9 protein-coding genes are annotated in these 19,245 nt (G+C 69.5%); 4 read left to right on the top strand and 5 right to left on the bottom strand.

Annotated features, from left to right (window positions below; all coding sequences use genetic code 11):
• Positions 1-3: 3 nt before the first annotated feature.
• From VFZ09_RS27905 to VFZ09_RS27890, 4 genes are all read left to right on the top strand, one after another.
• Entirely contained in the window at positions 4-1,416 is a 1,413-nt protein-coding gene (locus VFZ09_RS27905; RefSeq protein ID WP_329730726.1) for a DUF4388 domain-containing protein, read from the top strand.
• Position 1,417: 1 nt separating this feature from the next.
• A complete protein-coding gene (gene truD / locus VFZ09_RS27900) occupies positions 1,418-2,437 on the top strand; it encodes a tRNA pseudouridine(13) synthase TruD (protein ID WP_329730725.1) in 1,020 nt (339 codons plus the stop codon).
• A gap of 140 nt (positions 2,438-2,577) precedes the next feature.
• Positions 2,578-3,894 carry a ferritin-like domain-containing protein gene (locus VFZ09_RS27895; RefSeq protein WP_329730724.1) on the top strand — a complete coding sequence of 439 codons (1,317 nt, stop codon included), beginning with the start codon at positions 2,578-2,580 and terminating at the stop codon, positions 3,892-3,894.
• 49 nt (positions 3,895-3,943) lie between these two features.
• A complete protein-coding gene (locus VFZ09_RS27890) occupies positions 3,944-5,218 on the top strand; it encodes an alpha/beta fold hydrolase (RefSeq protein ID WP_329730723.1) in 1,275 nt (424 codons plus the stop codon).
• A 72-nt stretch (positions 5,219-5,290) separates the two neighbouring features.
• On the opposite strand, the gene VFZ09_RS27885 is transcribed toward VFZ09_RS27890, so the two are convergent.
• The 5 genes from VFZ09_RS27885 to VFZ09_RS27865 form a co-directional block, all read right to left on the bottom strand.
• Complete coding sequence (locus VFZ09_RS27885) at positions 5,291-5,698, bottom strand: hypothetical protein (protein ID WP_329730722.1); 408 nt, start codon at positions 5,696-5,698, stop codon at positions 5,291-5,293.
• Between the two features lie 8 nt (positions 5,699-5,706).
• Positions 5,707-11,811 (bottom strand): polymorphic toxin-type HINT domain-containing protein, encoded by a 6,105-nt coding sequence (locus tag VFZ09_RS27880; protein WP_329730721.1) that lies wholly within the window; start codon positions 11,809-11,811, stop codon positions 5,707-5,709.
• A 142-nt stretch (positions 11,812-11,953) separates the two neighbouring features.
• Positions 11,954-16,525 carry a hypothetical protein gene (locus tag VFZ09_RS27875; RefSeq protein ID WP_329730720.1) on the bottom strand — a complete coding sequence of 1,524 codons (4,572 nt, stop codon included), beginning with the start codon at positions 16,523-16,525 and terminating at the stop codon, positions 11,954-11,956.
• Between the two features lie 532 nt (positions 16,526-17,057).
• The gene (locus VFZ09_RS27870; RefSeq protein ID WP_329730719.1) at positions 17,058-18,755 is read right to left on the bottom strand and encodes an OmpA family protein; all 1,698 of its coding nucleotides are present in this window, start codon (positions 18,753-18,755) and stop codon (positions 17,058-17,060) included.
• 18 nt (positions 18,756-18,773) lie between these two features.
• Positions 18,774-19,091, bottom strand: coding sequence for a DUF4398 domain-containing protein (locus tag VFZ09_RS27865; RefSeq protein WP_329730718.1), 318 nt, complete (start codon positions 19,089-19,091; stop codon positions 18,774-18,776).
• Positions 19,092-19,245 lie beyond the last annotated feature (154 nt).

The raw sequence follows: 19,245 nt of genomic DNA, 5'->3' as shown, positions 1-19,245 counted from the left end.
GACATGAGCCAGCGCTTCCGCATCGATGGCACCCAGCTCGTCCCCGACGAGCGCCAGGGGACCCAACCGCCACAGCAGCCGGCGCTGGCGGGCCGTACGGGCTCGTACGTGCTGCAGCCCACCTCGCCGGACCTGCTCGTCTTCTCGCGCTCGCCGGCCGAGGGGGGCTCCCTGCCCACCCCCCGCGTGGTGCTCTCCGGAGATGCCTCCGGCTTCCCCCTGTCGGACCTCATCGCCTTCCTGAGCCAGGCGCGCTGGAGCGGCGTCGTGCGCGTGCAGGCCCCCGGCGGCGAGCGCTCCGTCATCCTCCGCGAGGGCGAGGTGCGCGGCGCCACCTCGGACGTGGCCGCGGACCGGCTCGGCGAGGTGCTCGTCCGTCTAGGCTACCTGGAGCGCACCCAGCTGGAGACGGTGCTGCGCGAGCATCCGCCCTCCAAGATCGGCCGCGCCCTGGTGGAGCGGGGCCTGCTCCAGGCGCACGACCTGTTCAAGTGCGTCACCCACCAGGTGAGTGAGATCTTCCACGCCATCGTCCTGTGCCGGGAGGGCAGCTTCTTCCTGGTGGACCAGCCGGTGGAGGACAAGCTCGGCCACAACATCCAGCTGTCCACGCAGAGCCTGCTGATGGACAGCATCCGGAAGATCGACGAGCTGGCGCACTTCCGCAAACGCATCCCCCACAGCCGCCTGTACGTGCTGCGCAAGGGCATGGCCAACGCCCGGCTGGAGCCGGACGAGGACAAGGTGCTCGCGCTGGTGGATGGCCGCCGCACGGTGCTGGACCTGGGGCAGGGCGCCCGCCTGTCCGAGTTCGACGTCACCAAGGTCGTCTACGGCCTGCTCGAGGGCGGCTTCGTGCAGCTGTCCGACAAGCCGCTGGGCGGCTCCATGCAGTCGCTGTCCGGCATCCCCGCGGTGCGCCCCAAGGCCTTCATGGGCATTCCCGTGGTGCGCCCGTCCTCCACCGGCATCCCCACGGTGCGGCACTCGCAGTCGGGCCTGCGCGCCATCACCCAGCCGCCCCAGCCGGCCCCCGTGCTGGACGTGCGCGAGGTGGTGCGTGTCTTCAACCGCATCTTCCGGGAGATCGCCGCCGAGGTGTCCAAGCAGGGCCTGGCGCGCGAATTCATCGCCTCGGCCAACGCCGCGCTCTCGGGACAGGCGCTGTCCTCCTCGCCGGTGCTGGCGGGGCTGGCCTTCGCGCCCGACGGCAGCCTGCCGGACCTCAAGCTGGTGACCGCCTACGAGCAGTACCGCGGCTCGCTGGGCTCGGAGCCGCTCGTCTCCTTCCGGCAGGCGCTCAGCGACGTGATGTTCTTCCTCCTCTTCCAGGCGGGAGAGCTGCTCGAGTCGCGCGCGGACGAGGACCTCGCCCGGCGCGTGAAGGACATGCTCGCCACGCTGGGCGGCTCCTGACATGGGCACCGAGAGGCCCCGGCTGACGGAGGACGTGCCGGGGTGCGGTGGCGCCTTCAAGCTCGTCCCCGAGGACTTCGAGGTGGAGGAGCTGCCCGCCTACCAGCCCTCGGGGGAGGGGGAGCACCTCTACCTCTGGCTGGAGAAGCGCGGCCGGGACACCCGCGAGGTGGTGAAGGCCCTGGCCTCCGCGCTCGGCGTGGACGAGGGCGACGTGGGCGTGGCGGGGATGAAGGACCGTCAGGCCATCACCCGGCAGCTCCTCTCCGTGCCCGCCCGGGCCGAGGCGCGTCTGCCGGAGTTCTCCCTGGAGGGTGTGAGCGTCCTGTGGAGCCGGCGCCATGGCAACAAGCTGCGCACCGGACACCTCAAGGGAAACCGCTTCCGGCTGCGCCTGCGCGGCGTGAAGGACGTGGGCGCGGCGCGCGAGAGCTTCACCCGGCTGGGTGCCCGGGGCGTGCCCAACTACTTCGGAGACCAGCGCTTCGGCCGCGAGGGCGACAACGCGGATTTCGGCCGCCTGCTGGTGCTGGGCCAGCGGCTGCCGCGCCGCCCGGACAAGTTCCAGCGCAAGCTGTACCTCTCGGCCTTCCAGTCGCGCCTCTTCAACCGGGCCCTCGTGGACCGGCTGCGCGCGGGCACCTTCGACACGGCGTTGCTGGGGGACGTGCTGCGCAAGGAGGACTCCGGTGGCCTCTTCGTCTGCGAGGCGCCCGAGGTGGATGGGCCTCGCGCCGCCGCCTTCGAGGTGAGCCCCGCCGGGCCCCTCTTCGGGCCGAAGATGACCGCCGCCGCCCACGCCGTGGCCGAGGCCGAGGCGAAGCTGCTCGCGGACGAGGGCGTCACGTTGGACGACTTCCGGCGCGGTGGCGACGAGACCCAGGGCGGGCGCAGGCCCTACCGGGTGCGGCTCGGCAACCCCTCGCTGGAGGTGGACGGGGAGGACCTGGTGCTCACCTTCGAGCTGCCCAAGGGCTCCTACGCCACCGAGGTCCTCCACGAGCTGCTGAAGGACGGATGACGCGGGCCTCAGGTTTCTGAGCCCGGGACGGCGCCTTTCTGAGCCCAGCAGGGCGCCGCGGCGCTCCGGAGAGAGGGAAGGGGCGGCGTGGCATCCCCGTTGCTCCAGGGAGCCGCACCTCATTCCCACCGGAGCCATCCATGGACTCGCCCCTGCTGCGCCACCTGTTCTCGCGTGCCCTGCGCGCCTCGCTCGCCTCTCCGCTGGTGCTCGCCGGCTGTGGCGCGGACCTGACGGGCTACTCCGCGCCCGCCTGTGAGAACGGGTCCCTCGCGATGAGCGGCCTGTCTCCCGCGGCCCCCACGGACTTCGTGCAACTGCGCTCCATTGGCTGGAACCCGGGTGGGGACTACTTCGGCGAGGCGCGGCTCAACTCCTCGGGGACGGCCTGCGCGACGGCTTCCGACCCGGCGGCGTGCGAGTCGGCCCTGAGCAACCTCTCCTCGCGCAGCGGCTTCCGCACCTCCTGCCTGGACCTGTGCAACGCGTACTACGTCGCGACGACGCGGGGCGACGAGGTGACGGCCCACACGACACTGGAGGCGCTCAAGGGCTTCCTGGGCCCCATCGACACGGCGCAGGAGGCCGCGCTGCTCGCCTTCGCGTCCAACTACAACCTGGCCTGCGGCGACCTGGCGCAGGGCGGAGTCCGGATGAACGGGAAGGGCGGCTTCAACGTCATCGGCACCCGTGGCCACACCTGCGGGCGCGATACGGCGGTGACGCAGTTCGTCCTGGAGGTGTCCGCCTCGGGCGAGGTGAGGGAGGTGAGCAGCCACATCCTCCAGCGGGGCGACCCGAACTGCGTCATCGGCCGGAGGCCCGTGGGGCTGCGCGCCTCGGACGGCGTTGCTTGCGTGGACGCGCTGGGCCGTCACTTCGCGTCGGCCGCGCACCTGGAGGCCGCCTCCATCAAGGCCTTCCTCCGGCTGCGCGAGGAGCTCGCCCTGCATGGCGCGGAGGTCGCGCTGCGGGACGCGGCGCTCGCGAGCGCGCTGGATGAGGTGATGCACACGGACGTCAGCACGCGGCTCGCCCGCCGCTTCGGCGCGACACCCCAGCGGCCCGAGGTGGCGGAGTTGCCCCCGCGCTCGCTCTTCGAGGTGGCGTTGGACAACGCGGTGGAGGGCTGCGTGCGCGAGACGTACGGGGCGCTGGTGGGGCACCACCAGGCGCTGCACGCGCGGGACGCGGAGGTGCGGGAGGCCATGACGCGCATCGCCGAGGACGAGACGCGCCATGCCGAGCTGTCCTGGGCCATCGACCGCTGGGCGCGCGAGCAACTGCCCGCCGCCGAGCGCGCCGCCCTGCGCGAGGCCCAGCGTGAGGCCGTGGCGACGCTGCGCGAGGAGGTGGCCCTGCCGCTGGACGCCGCGCTCGTCACCGAGGCCGGCATTCCCACGCCGGAGATCGCCGCCTCCCTGGTGGCTTCGCTCGAGCAGGAGCTCTGGGCCTGAGGGGGCTCGGCCGGGGAGGGGAGGGCGCGAGCGGTGCTAGCGTTGGCCCATGTTCCGACGCCTCTTCCTGTTGGGGGCCGTGCTCCTGCTCGCCTCCTGCCAGTCCGTGTCCTCGCGCGGGGTCTCCGCTCCGCCGCCCGAGGGACAGCCCATCTATCTCGGGGCGAAGCACCGCCTGCGCTCCGCCATCCTCGAGGAGGAGCGCGGCTTCAGCCTCTACCTGCCCCCCGGCTACGCGGAGTCCTCGGAGCGCTACCCCGTCCTCTATCTCCTGGATGGTGATGCGCACTTCCATCACGCCACCGGCGTCGTGCAGTTCCTCGCGGGGAACTCGCACATCCTTCCGATGATCGTGGTGGGCGTGCCGAACACGAATCGCACGCGGGAGCTCACCCCTCCGGTGCACGGGGACACCGTGATGCCCGGGGACACCTCGTCCCGGAGCGTCGCGCGGTCGCTCCCCACCGCTGGTGGCGCGGACCGTTTCCTGCGCTTCCTGGAGGAAGAGCTGGCCCCGTACATCGAGGCGCACTACCGCACGCAGCCGTACCGCATCCTCGTGGGCCACTCGTTCGGCGGGCTCTTCGCCGTGCATGCCCTGATGAACCGCCCCCAGAGCTTCCATGCGTACATCGCCATCAGCCCGAGCCTCTGGTGGAACGACGGCGAGCTGGTGGCCGGCGCGCTGAAGTCCCTCGAGCGCCTGCCCGAGCAGGAGCGCTTCCTCTACATGTCCATGGGCGACGAGGGGGATGAGATGCTCAAGCCCATCCAGCAGCTCGCGGCGACGCTGGAGCAGGCCAGGCCGGCGCGGCTGGCGTGGCGCTACGCCTACCTCGGGAACGACCACCACGGCAGCACGCCCCACCGGACGCTCTACGATGGGTTGGAGGCCCTCTTCGAGGACCTGCGGCCCCAGGTGCTGGCGCGTACGGAAGACCTGGCGCAGCTGGATGCACGCTACGCCCGGCTGACGAAGCGGCTCGGCTTCGAGCTCCAACCCTCCGAGGATCTGCTCAACGTCGTGGGGTACTCCCTGCTGCAGCGTGGGAAGGTGGAGGCGGCCCTCGCCGTCTTCCGGCGCAACGTGGAGCGGCACGGGGACTCGGCCAACGTGCATGACAGCCTGGGCGAGGCGCTGGAGGCCGCGGGCCAGTTGGATGCGGCGCTCGAGAGCTACCGGCGCGCGCTCACGCTCGGCATCCAGGCCAACAAGGTGCACCCCGCCTATCAGCAGCACGTCGAGCGGGTGATGCGCAAGCTGGCCGATGCGCCGAAGCCCCTCGCACCGCCCGTGCAGACCTCGGGGGACGGCGCGCGCTGACTCGAGGTGGGTGGGCTCGAGGGCTCGCCCTTTCCGCGGCCGCCCCGGACGCTGGGACGGCCGCGATGCTTGCTACTCAGCCGCGATTTGCTCCACGGAGAATTCCCGGCACGACACCTTCATCCCGACGCCGGCGAAATCAGGACCAGCAATCCACTCGGTCATCGTCACATCGAGCTCGAACTCCAACAGCGCGCCCTTCTCGCGCAGTTCGAGCCCATTGAGCCGGACTTCTCCCCCAACGAAAGCGAGATGCGAGACCAGCTTTTCAATCCCCGTGAAACACAGAATGCCGGGGACTGGCTCGCGCCGAGGCCTCTCGTCGAGAGCGGAATAGAGGTCGTCGATCCAGAGCGTCAAGCTCTGCGCCTGGAACGAGATGCGCACGTCGAGGATGAAGCAGTCGTGGAATCCTCCGAAGGCGTCCAACACCTGCTGGCTCCGTTCCCAGTCCACAGCTCGTTCAAGGCGCTCGCTCATGGGTTTGCTCACTCCCTCGGAGGGGCGTAGGTGGGCTCCTTGTCCCGGTTGAGATGATAGTGATCCTGTCCACCATGTGTCTTGGAGCCCTTGCCGGGCTCCTTGGGATGGACAGCGACCGTCTCGCGGAACTTGCCCGTAGCGGGATCTTTGACGCCGTAGTTCATCTTGCCGTGGTTGCCGGGGTGGCCCCGTTCCAGGGAACCCGGGTTGAACTTGTCGATGGGAGGAGCCGCCTGCCCCTCTGGCGTCACCCGGAAGGGTCCCTGCTCTCCGATGGGGTTCTCCCGGCCTCGAGGCTTCGGTGGGTCTCCCGCAGGCAGGAGCGGTAGATCGCAATCGTTGTGCACCCACGCGCCCAGGTCTCCCGCGAAGTACGTGTGGTACTCCGCCACCTCGAAGTTGAAGACGGTGGTCCGCGTCTGCTCCCAGGTGGAGGTTCCCACCTTGAGCCAGCCGCCGTGCGCACTGGCCACCCGCTGGCCCGGCTGGAGCGCTCCGGCTCCCACCCAGCCCAGGTCCTTCACCCAGAACGGGTGCTCGCCCGTGACGCCGAGCTCGCTCTTCTGTCCGGACGCCTCTTCAACCAACTCCAGCTTCAGCACGGGCTGATTGGGCGTGACGAAGGTCCGCACCACCGGCCGCCAGTCCGTCGCGCCCGTCTCATCGCTGCGAGACCAGACGAAGTCTCCCGGCCGCACCTCTTCAATGGGCTTGGGCCCTTGCTTCGTCAGCACCTGCGTCCCGGCGACGAAGCACTGTCCGGGGATGCCGCAGCTCTTGCCCTCGCACCCCTTCTTGAGGGCGGACTTGACCCCATCCGCCACGTCGTCCGCCTTGCTCGCCATCTTCCCGGTGTCCTCCACCCGGTTGGCGACCTTCAGCGCATCCGCGGCCTTGTCGGTGGTCTTGACGGCGTCCACCACCTTGTCACCGACGCGGTAGGCCTTGAGGGCGGCCCCCGCTCCACCCGGGACGAAAGGCACCGCCAGGGCGGCGGCGTCCGCGACGACACCGACGACGTCGAGCGCCTTCTCCAGCGTGGAGGTGTTCTTGTCCCATGAGGCGATGCTGGCCACGCCCATGGCGAGGCTCGCCGCGTCCCACACCGACTCGAGCGCCTTGCCCGTCGGGTCCACGTAGGCCACCGGGTTGCCGCCCGCATAGCCATACAGGTTGCACTCCACCGGGCTGTCCACGCAGCGCTCCGGCTCCGCGAGGAACAGGGGATCCGGAGTGAGGAAGCGGTTGAGCTCCGGGTCGTAGTCGCGCACGCCCATGCGGATGAGGCCCAGGTCCGCGTCGAAGCCCTTCTGCACGTAGTCCACCACCGCCGAGCTGTCCGGGCGCACCGTCCGGTTGCCGAACGGCGAGGCCAGCCGCGCCGTCCCGTCCAGGTCCGCCATGACGGTGCCGCGCGCGTCGGCGGCGAGCATCTGGAAGACGCCCCCCTGCACCAGGCCCACCAGCTGCCCGGCGAACTTGAAGGGCTCGGCCAGGCCGCTCGCGTCCAGGTACGCGCCCTCCTGCAGGTATGCCGCCACCGGCGTATTCCCGGAGAGCTTCAGCAGCCGCTGGCCCGTCTCGTCATACAGGAAGCGCCACTCGTTGGTGCCGCGCGTGGCGCGCTCGAGGTGGCCGTTGGGCCCGTAGTGGAAGGTCAGGTCTCCCTTCGCGCGGGTGCGGCCGAGCGCGTCGAAGGTGTACGTCACGTCCCCCGCGGTGAGCGTGCCGTTGCCGGGAAGCAGCTCGCGGCGGACGCCCGCCTCCTCGATGGCCGTGGGCAGACCGAAGCCGTCGAACTCGTAGTCGTAGGCGTTCTCCGCGTCATGTGCGCTCGTGAGGAAACCCTGGGGCGAGTAGCCGTAGCTCCGCTGCAGGTTCTTCCCGCCGACGACGAACGACTCCACGTCCAGGAAGCCCCGGGCATTGAACCGGAAGGAGTTGGAGGAGCTCCACCCCGCCGTCGTCTGCGACTGGGACAGCCGCCTGCGCGTCAGCGGATCGTACCCGAGCAGCACGCTGTCGCCCGAGATGAAGGTGGCCTGGGCGGCCTGGCCGTTGGCGTTGTAGCCGAAGGTCGCCAGCGGGTTTCCGTTCAGCCACACCTCCCGCAGCCGGCCGTAGGTGTCCCAGCGCTGCTCCTTGGTGGAGACGGACAGCAGCGTGCCATCCGCCGCACGCACGGAGATGGCCTCCTGCTTCAGCTCGCCACCGTCGGTGTACTCGAGGTCCGACTCCACCGTGCGCCAGCCATCCAGCCGCAGCACGTACCGGGCGAGCTTGCCGTCCGCGCGGTAGTCCATGGTCTTGAGGTAGCCCTCTCCCTCCACCGCGGACACCTCGCCGAGGTACGTGCGCCGGGCGGGCGCGTCCGGCGTGGCGCCGTCGTAGTAGAAGCGGTAGCTCCGCGTGGTGCCGAGCACCAGGTCCGTGTGCAGCTCCACCTCCTTGCGGCCAATGGCGTCATACGTCCACGTCTCCGAGCGCTGGGCCACGCCGTTGGCGGACAGGTACCGCAGGCTGCTGAGCAGGCCCGTGGTGGGCGCGTAGTCGTAGACGAGGGTGGCGAGCCCCTCGCGCTCCACGCGCTTCACGCGGCCATGCGCGTCATGCGTGACGGAGTGGGTCTTCCCATCCGGCAGGTGCACGCGGCGCACGCGGCCGAGCGCGTCCCGGTCGAAGTCGTAGGTGGTGCCATCCGCCTGCTCGCGGCGCAGCACCTCGTCCGAGGCGTTCAGCCAGAAGCGCGTCCGGTACGTGGCGTTCTCCAGCGACTCGCGCCGGAGCAGGCCCGCGTCCAGGCCGAGGCTCGTCGCCACCTGGCGCTCCACGTCCGAATGCAGCTTGGACAGCGACTCCACCGCGTGGCCGAAGCCGGCGAGGCGCGTGCTGCCCACCCGCTGGATTCCCGTGCGCAGCGCCGCATGGGTGAGCCCCGCCAGGTTGGTGCTGGCCGGCTCCGTGGGGCGGTTGTGCGTCCGGGTCTCGCGCAGGGCCGGGTGGCGCGTGGTCACACCGTCGAACGCCCAGCCCTCGGGGATGAGCTGGGCGCTGGCCACCTGCTCACCGCCCGCCGTGCTCCACTCCACCGAGCGGCGCTTCGCTCCGGACAGTGCGTCCACGAGCGTGGAGAGGTGCACGGCCGCCGGCTCCAGCGCCGTGGCGAACTCGTAGGCGAGCAGCAACGAGGGATGGGTCTCCGTGGCATTGCCCAGGCTGTCCCACTGCTTCAGCAGGCGCTCCTGCCCGTCATGGCGGAAGAACTGGGTATAGGCCTGCGTGCCGTGCTGGCTGGACAGGGCGAGGATGGCGTCCGTGCGGGCATCCCGCGCCGTCACCTCCAGCACCGAGCCATTCGGCGACGTCACCTTGCGCAGCAGGGTACCGCCGGGCTCCAGCTCGAAGAGCGTGCCGCCGCGGCCGGGCTGGGAGACGGACTCCACCGAGTAGTCCGGCCGGTAGTGCATCTCCTGCAGCGTCAGCAGGCCGTCCTCGCCCAGGCTCTCCACCCGCTCCACCAGGCCCACCGTGTTGCGCGTCAGCCACGCCTCGTGGTCGAAGTTGAGCGAGCTGTCGGAGTGCCGCCCGCTGAGGATGAGTCGGTCCTCCAGGCAGTGCAGGTGCTGCGACAGGCCGCTCACCACGGCACGCCGGCGCTGGGTGGTGAGCGTTCCGGACGAGGTGTGGCGCACCGTGTGGGACGGGCACACGTCCGCCTCGTAGGCGAGGTACTCCGTGCGCTCCTGCAGGGTGGTGGTGCCCGCGCCGTTGGTCCAGCCCTGGTACTCCTCCTTCACCCGCTTCCAGGGGATGCCGCGGAAGAGGGCATTGTCATACTGGCGCGAGGCCAGGGTGCGCAGGTCGGGCGTGCGTGCGTCCTGCTCGGAGGAGGACGAGGACAGGCCGGCGTAGAAGTCACCGTTGAGGAAGTCCTCGGTGGTGGTGAGGACGCCGTCCTGGCGCACCACGGTGTCGTAGCCCACGAGGAAGCGGCCCACGGAGTGGTGGGTGGGCTGGGCGTACGTGTAGCCGTACTGGACGGAGTCGTAGCCGCTGGACTCCACGGTGAGGAAGGAGAGGACGGCGGGGCGCTGGCGCACGTCGAGGCCCGCGGGACCGCGCGCGTAGGTGAAGCGCAGCAGGGTGCCGCGGCCGTCATCGGCGGTGGCCATGAGGCCCGTCTCGGGAGCCTCGAGCGCCACGCCATAGCCCAGGCCGTAGTAGGCGTAGGCCACCTCGGTGTTGCCGCTGCCGCGGAAGTCACCCACCACCGGGGGCGTGGAGCCGTAGCCCAGGTAGTAGAGGGAGGGGACATCCACCTCCTTGAAGTACAGGCCCGAGCTCACGAAGAGGCGCACGTCGGCCTGGGCCACCAGCAGCACGTCCGTGAGGCCGTCACGGTTGGCGTCCATGAAGTGGAAGGCGTACCCCTCGGGCGACACGTAGTTGTCCGAGAGGTTGATGAGCGAGTACTCCTGAGCGATGGGCTCGAAGTTCAGCTGGCCCAGGCCCCACCACACGGCCAGGCCGCTGGAGTGGCGCACCACGATGTCCGGCATGCTGTCGCCATTCATGTCCTGCACCCAGGAGGCCAGGGGCTGGTAGGAGCCACCACTGGCGCTGGCCAGGGTGCCCTGGCGCGCCGGGCCGAAGGAGATGGTGGTGCCGGTGGTGGTGTTGGGCAGCACCTCGAAGCCGCCAGCCTCCACGCGCAGCAGCTCCGGGCGGTGGTCGCGGTCCAAGTCGACCAGACGCGTGTTGGCGTCCAGCTCCCAGAGGCCGGGCAGAATCGAGCCGTGAATCAACTGGCCGGAGCGCTCGCAGACGGCCAGGTCGGTGGAGGAGGAGACGGAGTTGAACTCGAGCCAGACCACCTGGAAGGCGCGCTGGTCGGGGAACATCTGCGCCAGGTGGCGGGGGAGGTTGTTGTGCGAGGGCGACGAGCGGCAGCCGTAGAAGGTGCCGGAGGAGGCGGGAGCCAGGGGCTCGAGGGTGAAGCCGGTGGTGCTCTGGCGCACCAGGGTGCCGTCATAGGCGTGCTCGAAGTCGAGCAGGCCGTCGGCGTCCACGTCGAGGAAGGTGGCCTTGTTCGGCTGGAAGGCGTCCTCGCCGAAGTACTGCAGCACGGCGTCGAGGCGGGGGTTGGTGAACCACTCGGGCTGAAGCAGCTTCTGGCGGGCCGAGTGGTAGGTGTAGCGGGTGGGGGGCGGCGTCTCACCGGAGGCGAAGCGCTGGGACACCTGCGTCAGGTAGAAGGCGGGGCCGAAGCCGTCGCCCTCGTGCGTGAGGGTGTAGCGCCAGCGCTCGGCGTCGGCGCCGGTGCTCTGGTCGCGGGAGAAGACGGTGAGGGTGGCGACGCGCTGGTCGAGGGACAGGCCCACGCCGGAGCGGTAGTCGACGAAGGGGATGGGGAGGGGCTGGTACTGCAGCTCGACGCGGTACTGGAAGTCGGTGCCGGTGCCGCCGTAGCGGACGCGCTGGAGGAAGAGGCGGCCGGAGGCGTTGGGCGCCCACTCCAGACGGGTGCGGCGGCCCAGGGCCGTCACCACGTCGGTGAGGTACCAGGCATAGGTGCCACGCGGGGTGTTCACGCGAGCAGTGCCGCCGAAGGTCCAGGTGGAGCCATCGGGCAGGTAGGCGGTGGCGGTGGAGCCGTCCACCACGACGCGTGCCAGCGTGGACAGGCCCTGGGGGTACCAGGCGCCGTCGGTCCCTTGGGCCAGGCGGCCCCAGGGACTGGAGAGGTCATCGGTGAGGTAGTCGGGGTCGCCCTTGGCGCGCCAGCGCTCGAGGGAGAGCGAGTTGCTCCAGCCCACGCCCCACTCGGAGGCGCCGGAGTCCAGAGCGTAGGTGGGCATGACGGGCGCCAGCAGCATGCCCCGGTCTTCCGGGACGCTGAAGGGCGAGGGCAGGGAGAAGGCGCCGCGGCTGACGTCCGCGGGGCCGAAGGCGGTGCTGGCGAGCTGGCCCACCAGGCTGCCGCGCTGAGGCGCCGACAGCTGGGGCGGCTGCACCAGCATGTCTTCCAAGGGGCCGGAGGCCAGGGCCGGAGTGGCCAGGGCCAGGCATACCCAGGCCAGTACTCCGGCCAGGACGGATGGTTGTTTCACGTTCTTCTCTCCGCACGGGGGATGCCGCGGCACGGCGAGCGGCCTGCTGGCACCCGGAAATTTGAGGGATTGCGTGGGGACTGCGCCCTCCCCCGGGCGGACGCACACGCGCCCGGGGGAGGGGTGTTTCAGGAGAGGTGGCTCAGAGCTCCGGCGCCACCTGGACCGGGGACATCAGGGACGACGTGCTCGCCGTCTGCTGGCAGGACTCGATCCACGGGAACATCGGCGGCGTCCCCGAGCGCGTCTCCACCTCGAAGATGAGCACGATGTCCGTCACCAGGTGCAGCAGGTTGTTGTTCTTGAGCGCGCGCAGGTTGATGTCGTAGCGGGTGAACGGCGACAGGCCGTCCGCCACCGACGCCAGCTGGCCCGTGGTGGTGTTGCGCCAGTTCGTATAGACGGCCGGAGCCTCGTTGAAGCGTCCGTACAGCGGCCGTCCGAAGGACTGGTTGAGCCAGGCCGCGTTCACCATGCGGTAGCGCTGCGGTCCGCTCACCCTCGGGAAGACCAGCTCTCCGTCCACGCTGAGCGGCAGATCGATGATCTTCGAGCGGGCGGTCTCCACGTCCGAGGAGCGCTGCAGGTTGAAGAACACCATCATGTTGCGAATGATGGGGACGTCCTTCTCGCACCACAGGCGCTTGTCTCCATCCACGTGGAAGAAGTCCACGGGCGTCACCGGGATGGTGGCGATGGAGGTGCGGTTGATCCGGTCCCACACCGCCTCGGACACGGAGGGCGTCACGGTCTGGTACACCGTCGCCGGCGGCTGGGGCGCCGGCGGCGGCTGGGGCGCCGGATCCCACTGCCACGTGGGACGGGGGATGCTGAGGTAGTGGTAGCTGATGGTGGGATTGCCCTTCTGTTGCAGCCCCATCAGGTTCGTCTCCGACTCCACCAGCGCGGCGACGTGGGCCAGCTTGTCCGCCAGCACCGGGTAGGACGTGGTGAAGTCCACGTGGATGAAGTCGTCGATGAGGTCCATGGCCCCGTTCACACCCGTCTGGTTGCGCAGCGACTGCAGGACGACGGGGTAGCGCAGCTCGAAGATGGGGTAGAGGTAGTCATTGAGCAGCACCGACACGTTGCGCACGTTCAGCCGCAGCTCCTCCGCGTCCATGTTCTGCAGCGCGCGGCGCGGGAGCCACTGGAGCAGGGCCGCCTTGCGCTGGCTGTCCTGCAGGCCCTCGTTGATGGCGCGCTGCTCCAGCTTCAGCTGCTCCAGCTGGCGCAGGATGGCCTGACGCTCCATGGCCCGGCTCAGCTCCGCCAGCTCGCGCGTCACCCACTGATCCACCAGCTCCCGGAGGGGCTCCGGGACGGTGACGCCCTGGACGGTGCTCATGTTGGACCAGAAGTCATCCCGCAGGGTGATGGTGTCCTCGGGTATCAGACGCCCCTGGGCCAGCTTCTGCTGGGCGGCCAGCCGGAGCTTCTTCAGCTCCGCCATGGCGGCCGTTGCCACCGTGGCCAGCGTGTCCGTCGTCTCCGGGCGCAGCTGCCGGAGGTTGACCGACAGCGCCCGGGTCGTATCGAGGTTCGCGCAGGTCGCCAGCTCGTTGGCCACCAGGTACACGTCCACCTCGTCCTTGGCGACGATGGAGGTGCTGGGGGACTGCACGAGGTGGATATTCTGGATCTGGCCGGGGGTCTTCGGGGCGTCCGGCGCCATGAGGACGGCCAGCAGGCTGCCGGTGGGCAGGTTGGTGAAGGGCGCCTCCCTGGAGCGGATGCCCATGGCGAAGCTGGCCGACATCCCCATCTGGCTGGAGGTGTCCTGGCTCATCGACGCGCTCACGCCCAACCTCACGCCCGCTTCGACCTGCTGACACGTTTCGATCATCCCGTAGACGGAGGCCGAGGCCACGACGGGCGCCGCGCCGAACGGATCCGGGCTCTTGGCCGTGACGTCCGCACGCGCACCCGCGCACGAGCGGACGCTGGCCGACACGTTCCCGTACACCTCGGCCGAGGCCACGGCCTGGTTGCTGACGGCCGTCGTCCCGCTCGTGGACCGCTGGATGAGGTAGCCCTCCGGTCCCGTGGGCGTCGTCGGCACGCTCGCGAAGTCGAAGCCCTGGAAGGCGCCATAGGTGGAGGCATTCACCTTGCTCAGCGCACAGGTCGGAGACCAGGCTCCCGAGGTGTTGATGTACAGCACATCGCCCGCCTTCAGCCTCACGGGCTGGATTCCAGGCACCGCCAGCTTGGAGATGTCGAAGCCGTCCACCAGCTGGTTGTCCACCACGGCCTTGTAGCGGGCGCTCGAGGCGGCGGTGAGGGAGTAGTTCTGGTCCTCCAGCAGCAGCTGGTACGCGGGCCGGCCCTCACGCTGCGCCTGGGCGGCGTCCACGAAGGTCTTCATGAAGTCGCCGAAACGGGCCTCGTCCTGGGCGGAGCTGATCTTCAGGCCCGCGAGATCCTCATAGAGCTGGGCCATCTGCAGGGAGCGCTGCTCGAACTGTGCCTTGAGGTTGCGCTGCTCCGTCTCGTTCCCCATCTGGGCGAGGAGCCGCTCCACGTACAGCACCTCGTTCTGGTTGTAGTCATCGACGGAGGCCTTCAGGGCGGTGCGGTACTGGGTGAGCAGGCCGCGTGCCGTCTGGAACTGCGTGTCCTGCATGCCGGTGTGCAGCACGTTGGCGGGGCCCGTGGCGAAGCGGCCGGTGGCGTCGTAGCTGGCGGAGCGCTGCGCCGCGTCCTTCACCAGCTGGACGAAGTCCAGGGCGAGCGAGGGCCAGACGGCGTCCGGCGTCTTCAGGAAGAGCGTGGCGACCGTGCCGGGGGGGGTGGGCACGCCCATCCACGCCGTCAGCGCCTCCTGGATGCGGGCATGCTGGGTGTTCAATCCGGAGAAGACGTTGCGCCACCCGGCGCTCAGCACTCCAGAGGCCGTGACGCGGCTGACGCGGGTGTTCAGCGCGGACACGTCGTGCAGCGAGCCGATGAGTCCCATCGTCTCGCTGATCATGGTGCGGGAGTCGAGCGGCTTGCAGTCACGGAAGCGGCAGCCCAGGTCGTGCAGCACGGCCATGTCGTCCAGGCGGTTGGACAGGGCGCGCAGGCCGCCGCCCAGCGTCAGCAGCAGGGGCAGCTCCTCGAGGCGGGTGCCGCTCGTCCGGGACATGCTGGTGATGGCGGCGCTCAGCACCTTGCGGTCCACCTCCAGGCTCTCCTGGATGAACTCACTGGGCGTGCGGATGCCTCCGGCCGCGGGGCCATTGGAGTCGAAAGGCGCCTCCTGGTCGTACATCGTCATCCAGAAGGTCCCCATCAGCCCATCCAGCTTGCTCCAGAGGACGGGGTTGGCCGCCAGGCCGGAGCCGTAGTAGCCGCGGGCCGCGTCGTACCAGCGCTGGATGGCCTCCAGGCGCAGCTGGATCTGCGCTTGCGTGAACCCGGTGTTGGCGGGGATCGGCTCGGTCACGATGCTGGCGGCCAGCGTCCGGAGGCCCTCCACGTAGTCCTGGTGCCAGGTGTCCGTGGTCTGGCAGGTGCCGTAGCTCTGGTTGAAGACGGTGGACTCCAGCCCGGCGCAGTAGTCGTAGAAGGCGTGCCGGGTCGTCATCGGCACATGCGAGGACGTCAGCCGGATGCAGCTGTTGAGCTCCGAGTACCAGGCCTTCAGCGCGTCGCAGTCGGGGTTGGCTTCCGTGCTGTTCTCCAGGTTGCGGCCGCACATGTTGGAGACTGGCTGCGACTCCATCAGGCCGCGCAGCTCCGTGCGCTGCGCCTCGGTCAGCTCGTGCCCCCGGAGCTCGTGGAGCAGGATGAGCCGCTGGCGCAGCTTGAGCCGCGTGTCATCGAGGTGGGTGTTGCCGTAGCTGTCCTGCCAGTTGCGCTCCAGGAGCCCCCGCTTCAGGCAGGCGAGCTTGTCGGATGCGTTCGCCACGTCCTCACAGGTGACGCAGCGGGGCGCCACGACGTGGACCGGCGCCGGCTCCTTGTTGGCGAGGGCAGTCGTCCAGCGCGACTGGACCTGGGTGGTGGCCTGCGCGGCGGTGAGCCCCGAGTCGGTGTGGCTCCAGCCAGTGCCGATCAGCGTGCTGTTGGCGCACTCGCTGAGGGGCGCCGCGCCGTGCGCGGAGTGGCGGCAGTCGTAGTAGATGGCCTGCTGCGGGTTGTCGCAGGAGTACTTGTAGGCGTCACCGCAGGCGGGGTTGTTGACGCCGGACGGGTAGGTCCTCGTCCCGCCGAAGCTGTACGTGCACGTGCTGCCGCTGACGCTGTAGGTGTAGGTGACGCCGGGCTGGTTGGGGTAGAGCCTGGTGCGCTCCGACTCCGCCAACTGCTGGCAGGGCGTGGCGTAGTCGTACCGCGGCTCGTCCTGGCAGATGGACTCCGACCACTGGCAGGGCGGCTTCCGGTCGTAATCACACTCGTAGACGGGCGTGCTGCAGACCTGGACGTAATAGATCCGGGGGCTGACCGTCGTGCTGTACGGCCCGTCATTGACGGGGGCGCTCAGGGTGCACTGATTCCAGCAGTCCATCTGCTGATAGCCCTTCAGTCCGCAGTACAAGGAGTTCGTCCGGTACGCGTAGCACTGCATCTGGTACTCGTACGGACCCGAGCACGTCGTGGCGTCGAGGGCTCCCGCATTGCACGCGGCCCCGTCAACAATGAGCTCCTGGGACTCCGAGGCCACCTCGCCGGGGCCCGCCTCTCCGTTGCCCGGGAGCTCCACGCCACATCCGGCGGCCAGGGCCACCCAGAGTCCTACGGCCAACCACTGTCTATGTTTGAATTGCCGCACGTTCTTCCCTTCAAAAGACACACATGTCCCGCTGCCGCGTTCTGGTGTGCGGCACGGGTCGCTCAGGCATGCAATGAAAGAGGGCCGGAGGAGCAGACACTGCGCGGCGAGGCACACGCGTGCCCCTCCACGTCAACACCAGACGTGGTCGGACACTGCACTACCTGCCTGTGCGCGACATCCCCCCACCGCGGGCCACCGGCCCATCGTTCGAGTCGTCTAAGACATTGGAAACGACACGCTTCCGGTACCGTCATCAGCCCCCCGGCGGGGCTGTGGCGTCTTCCGGACCAGAATCACCATGGAAAACCCGGACCTCTCCGGCCCGGATTCGGCGCATATATATTTGGAACGCATTTGGGATTTCAACACGTTCTTTCGGGAATCCTTGAAATCGGCGGTGAGCCCGGTCCCGCAAAAGGAAGAGGGTGCTCGCGGCCCGGAGGCTCGCGGCACCCTCTTGAATCCCTCCCGGTGGGGGAGGGGGTTACTGCTCGATGATGTTGAACTCGGTGCGGCGGTTGTTGGCGCGGCCCTTGGCGGTGGCGTTGTTGTCGATGGGCTTCTCCTCACCGAAGCCCACGGCCTCCATCCGGCCCGGGTCGATGCCCCGCTTGAGCAGCTGCGCCATCACCGAGTCCGCGCGCGCCTGCGAGATCTTCAGGTTCGCCAGGTCCTTGCCCAGCGAGTCCGTGTGGCCCTCGATGCGCAGCTTCTTGATGGTGGGCATGTCGCGCATCACCTGCGCCACGTCGTCGAGGATGGTGAAGCTCTCCTTGCCGATGATCTTCGCCGAGCCGGAACCGAACTTGATCTGCTTCTTGATCTCGATCTTGCCCTTCTTGACGATGACCATCTTGTACTTCTTGGCGCAGCCGCGCTCCTCCTTGATGCCGGGCTCCTCGGGGCACACGTCCACTCGGTCCGGGATGCCGTCGCCGTCCTTGTCCGGATCCGGGCAGCCGCGCATCTCCTTGGGACCGGCCTCGTTCGGGCACACGTCCAGGCGGTCCACCAGGCCGTCCTTGTCCGTGTCCACGTCCGCGCAGCCGCGCGTCTCCGCGGGGCCGGCCGTATCCGGGCACAGGTCCAACCGGTCCGGGATGCCGTCGCTGTCCTTGTCGGGGTCGGGGCAGCCGCGCATCTCCTTCTGGCCGGGCTGATCCGGGCAGACGTCCATGCGGTCCACCACGCCGTCGCCGTCCTTGTCATCGTCCGGGCAGCCGCCGTTCTCCAGCGGGCCGGCCTTCAGCGGGCAGCGGTCCAGGCCGTCGGGGATGCCATCCGAGTCGTTGTCCAGGTCCGGGCAGCCGTCCTCGTCCTGGAAGCCGTCCTTGTCCTCGGGCTCCTCCGGGCACTTGTCCAGCGAGTCCTCGACGTTGTCCCCGTCCTTGTCGGTGCGCGGGCAGCCCACGTTCTGGATGGGGCCGGCCGCATCCGGGCACTTGTCCGCGGTGTCGATGAGCCCGTCCTGATCGTTGTCCGGGTCGGGGCAGCCGTCCGAGTCCTCGAAGCCGTCCTTGTCCTCGGCCTGGTCGCGGCACTTGTCCAGGTTGTCGGGGATGCCGTCATTGTCGCTGTCGCCAGGGGCCTCCTCGGGGCAGCCCTGGTTGGAGAGCGGACCGGCCGTGAGCGGGCACTTGTCGTTGCCGTCCAGCACGCCGTCGCGGTCGTTGTCCGGCTCGGGGCAGCCGTCCGTGTCCTCGAAGCCGTCCCGGTCCTCCGCGCGGTCCGGGCACGGGTCGTCCTTGTCGAGGATGCCGTCGCCGTCGGAGTCCTTCTCCTCGATCTGCACCACCACCTGCTGCGACGGCTTGGGGGTGATCTCCACGGTGGGCGGCTGGCCCGTCTGCTGCTGCGGGGGGGTGGTGGCGTCCGGCTTGTCCTTGACCGTGACCTTGGCGGGGGCGCAGCCCTTGGAGAGCTCCAGCGCCTTCTTGATGGCTTCCTCGGAGACGCGGATGTGCTCGGAGGCGCGGTAGCTGGTGCCCTGGCTCAGCTCGCCGCGGGCGAAGTCGAGGTGGGCCTCGGCGGTGGCGAGCTCCACCGGGGCACAGCGCATGGCGCCACTGCGGCGCGCGCGTTCGATATCCGCCTGGAGGACCTCGGACTGGGCGCGGACCTTGTTACCGCTCACGCAGGCGGCGCAGAGCAGCAGCAACGAAGAGGCGATGAGACGTCGCATCGGGTGGGTGCTCTCGCGTCAGGGGTTGGGGCTTTGGGAAGCGGCTTCTTCCGCGTTGGCGTTGGCCATGGCCTTGGCGCGGGCCTCGGTGGCGAAGCGGGCGGCCTTCTCGGCGAAGTCCACCCCGGCCTGGAAGTCCGAATAGCCGACCTCCTCGCGCGCCTTGCGGATGTAGAGGTTGGCGGCCGTCCACTCGTACGGGGCGAGCTTCTCGGCGCCAGCCGTGCGGGCCGCCTGGATCTGCACCTCGGCGTCCAACAGGTTCGAAGTGGACCTCAGGGGACCGCACCCGGCGACGGCTCCCGCCGCAGCCACCAGGACCAGGAGTCGCTTCATGGAAGGGGCCTCGGGATAAGGGCTGGAAGACACTAGGAGATGGGTCGTATCAATCGACTCGGGGAGGGTCAAGAATCGGTCAGTCGTACATCCCCGAGGGAGGGAGCGGGCCCGGCCGGGGTTTTGACAGCCTCGCTCCGGCCTTGTCATCGTG

The organism is Archangium sp., from assembly GCF_036277355.1.
In the GTDB taxonomy this organism is placed as follows: Bacteria; Myxococcota; Myxococcia; order Myxococcales; family Myxococcaceae; genus Archangium.
This window is presented reverse-complemented; position numbering and strand designations above follow the sequence as displayed.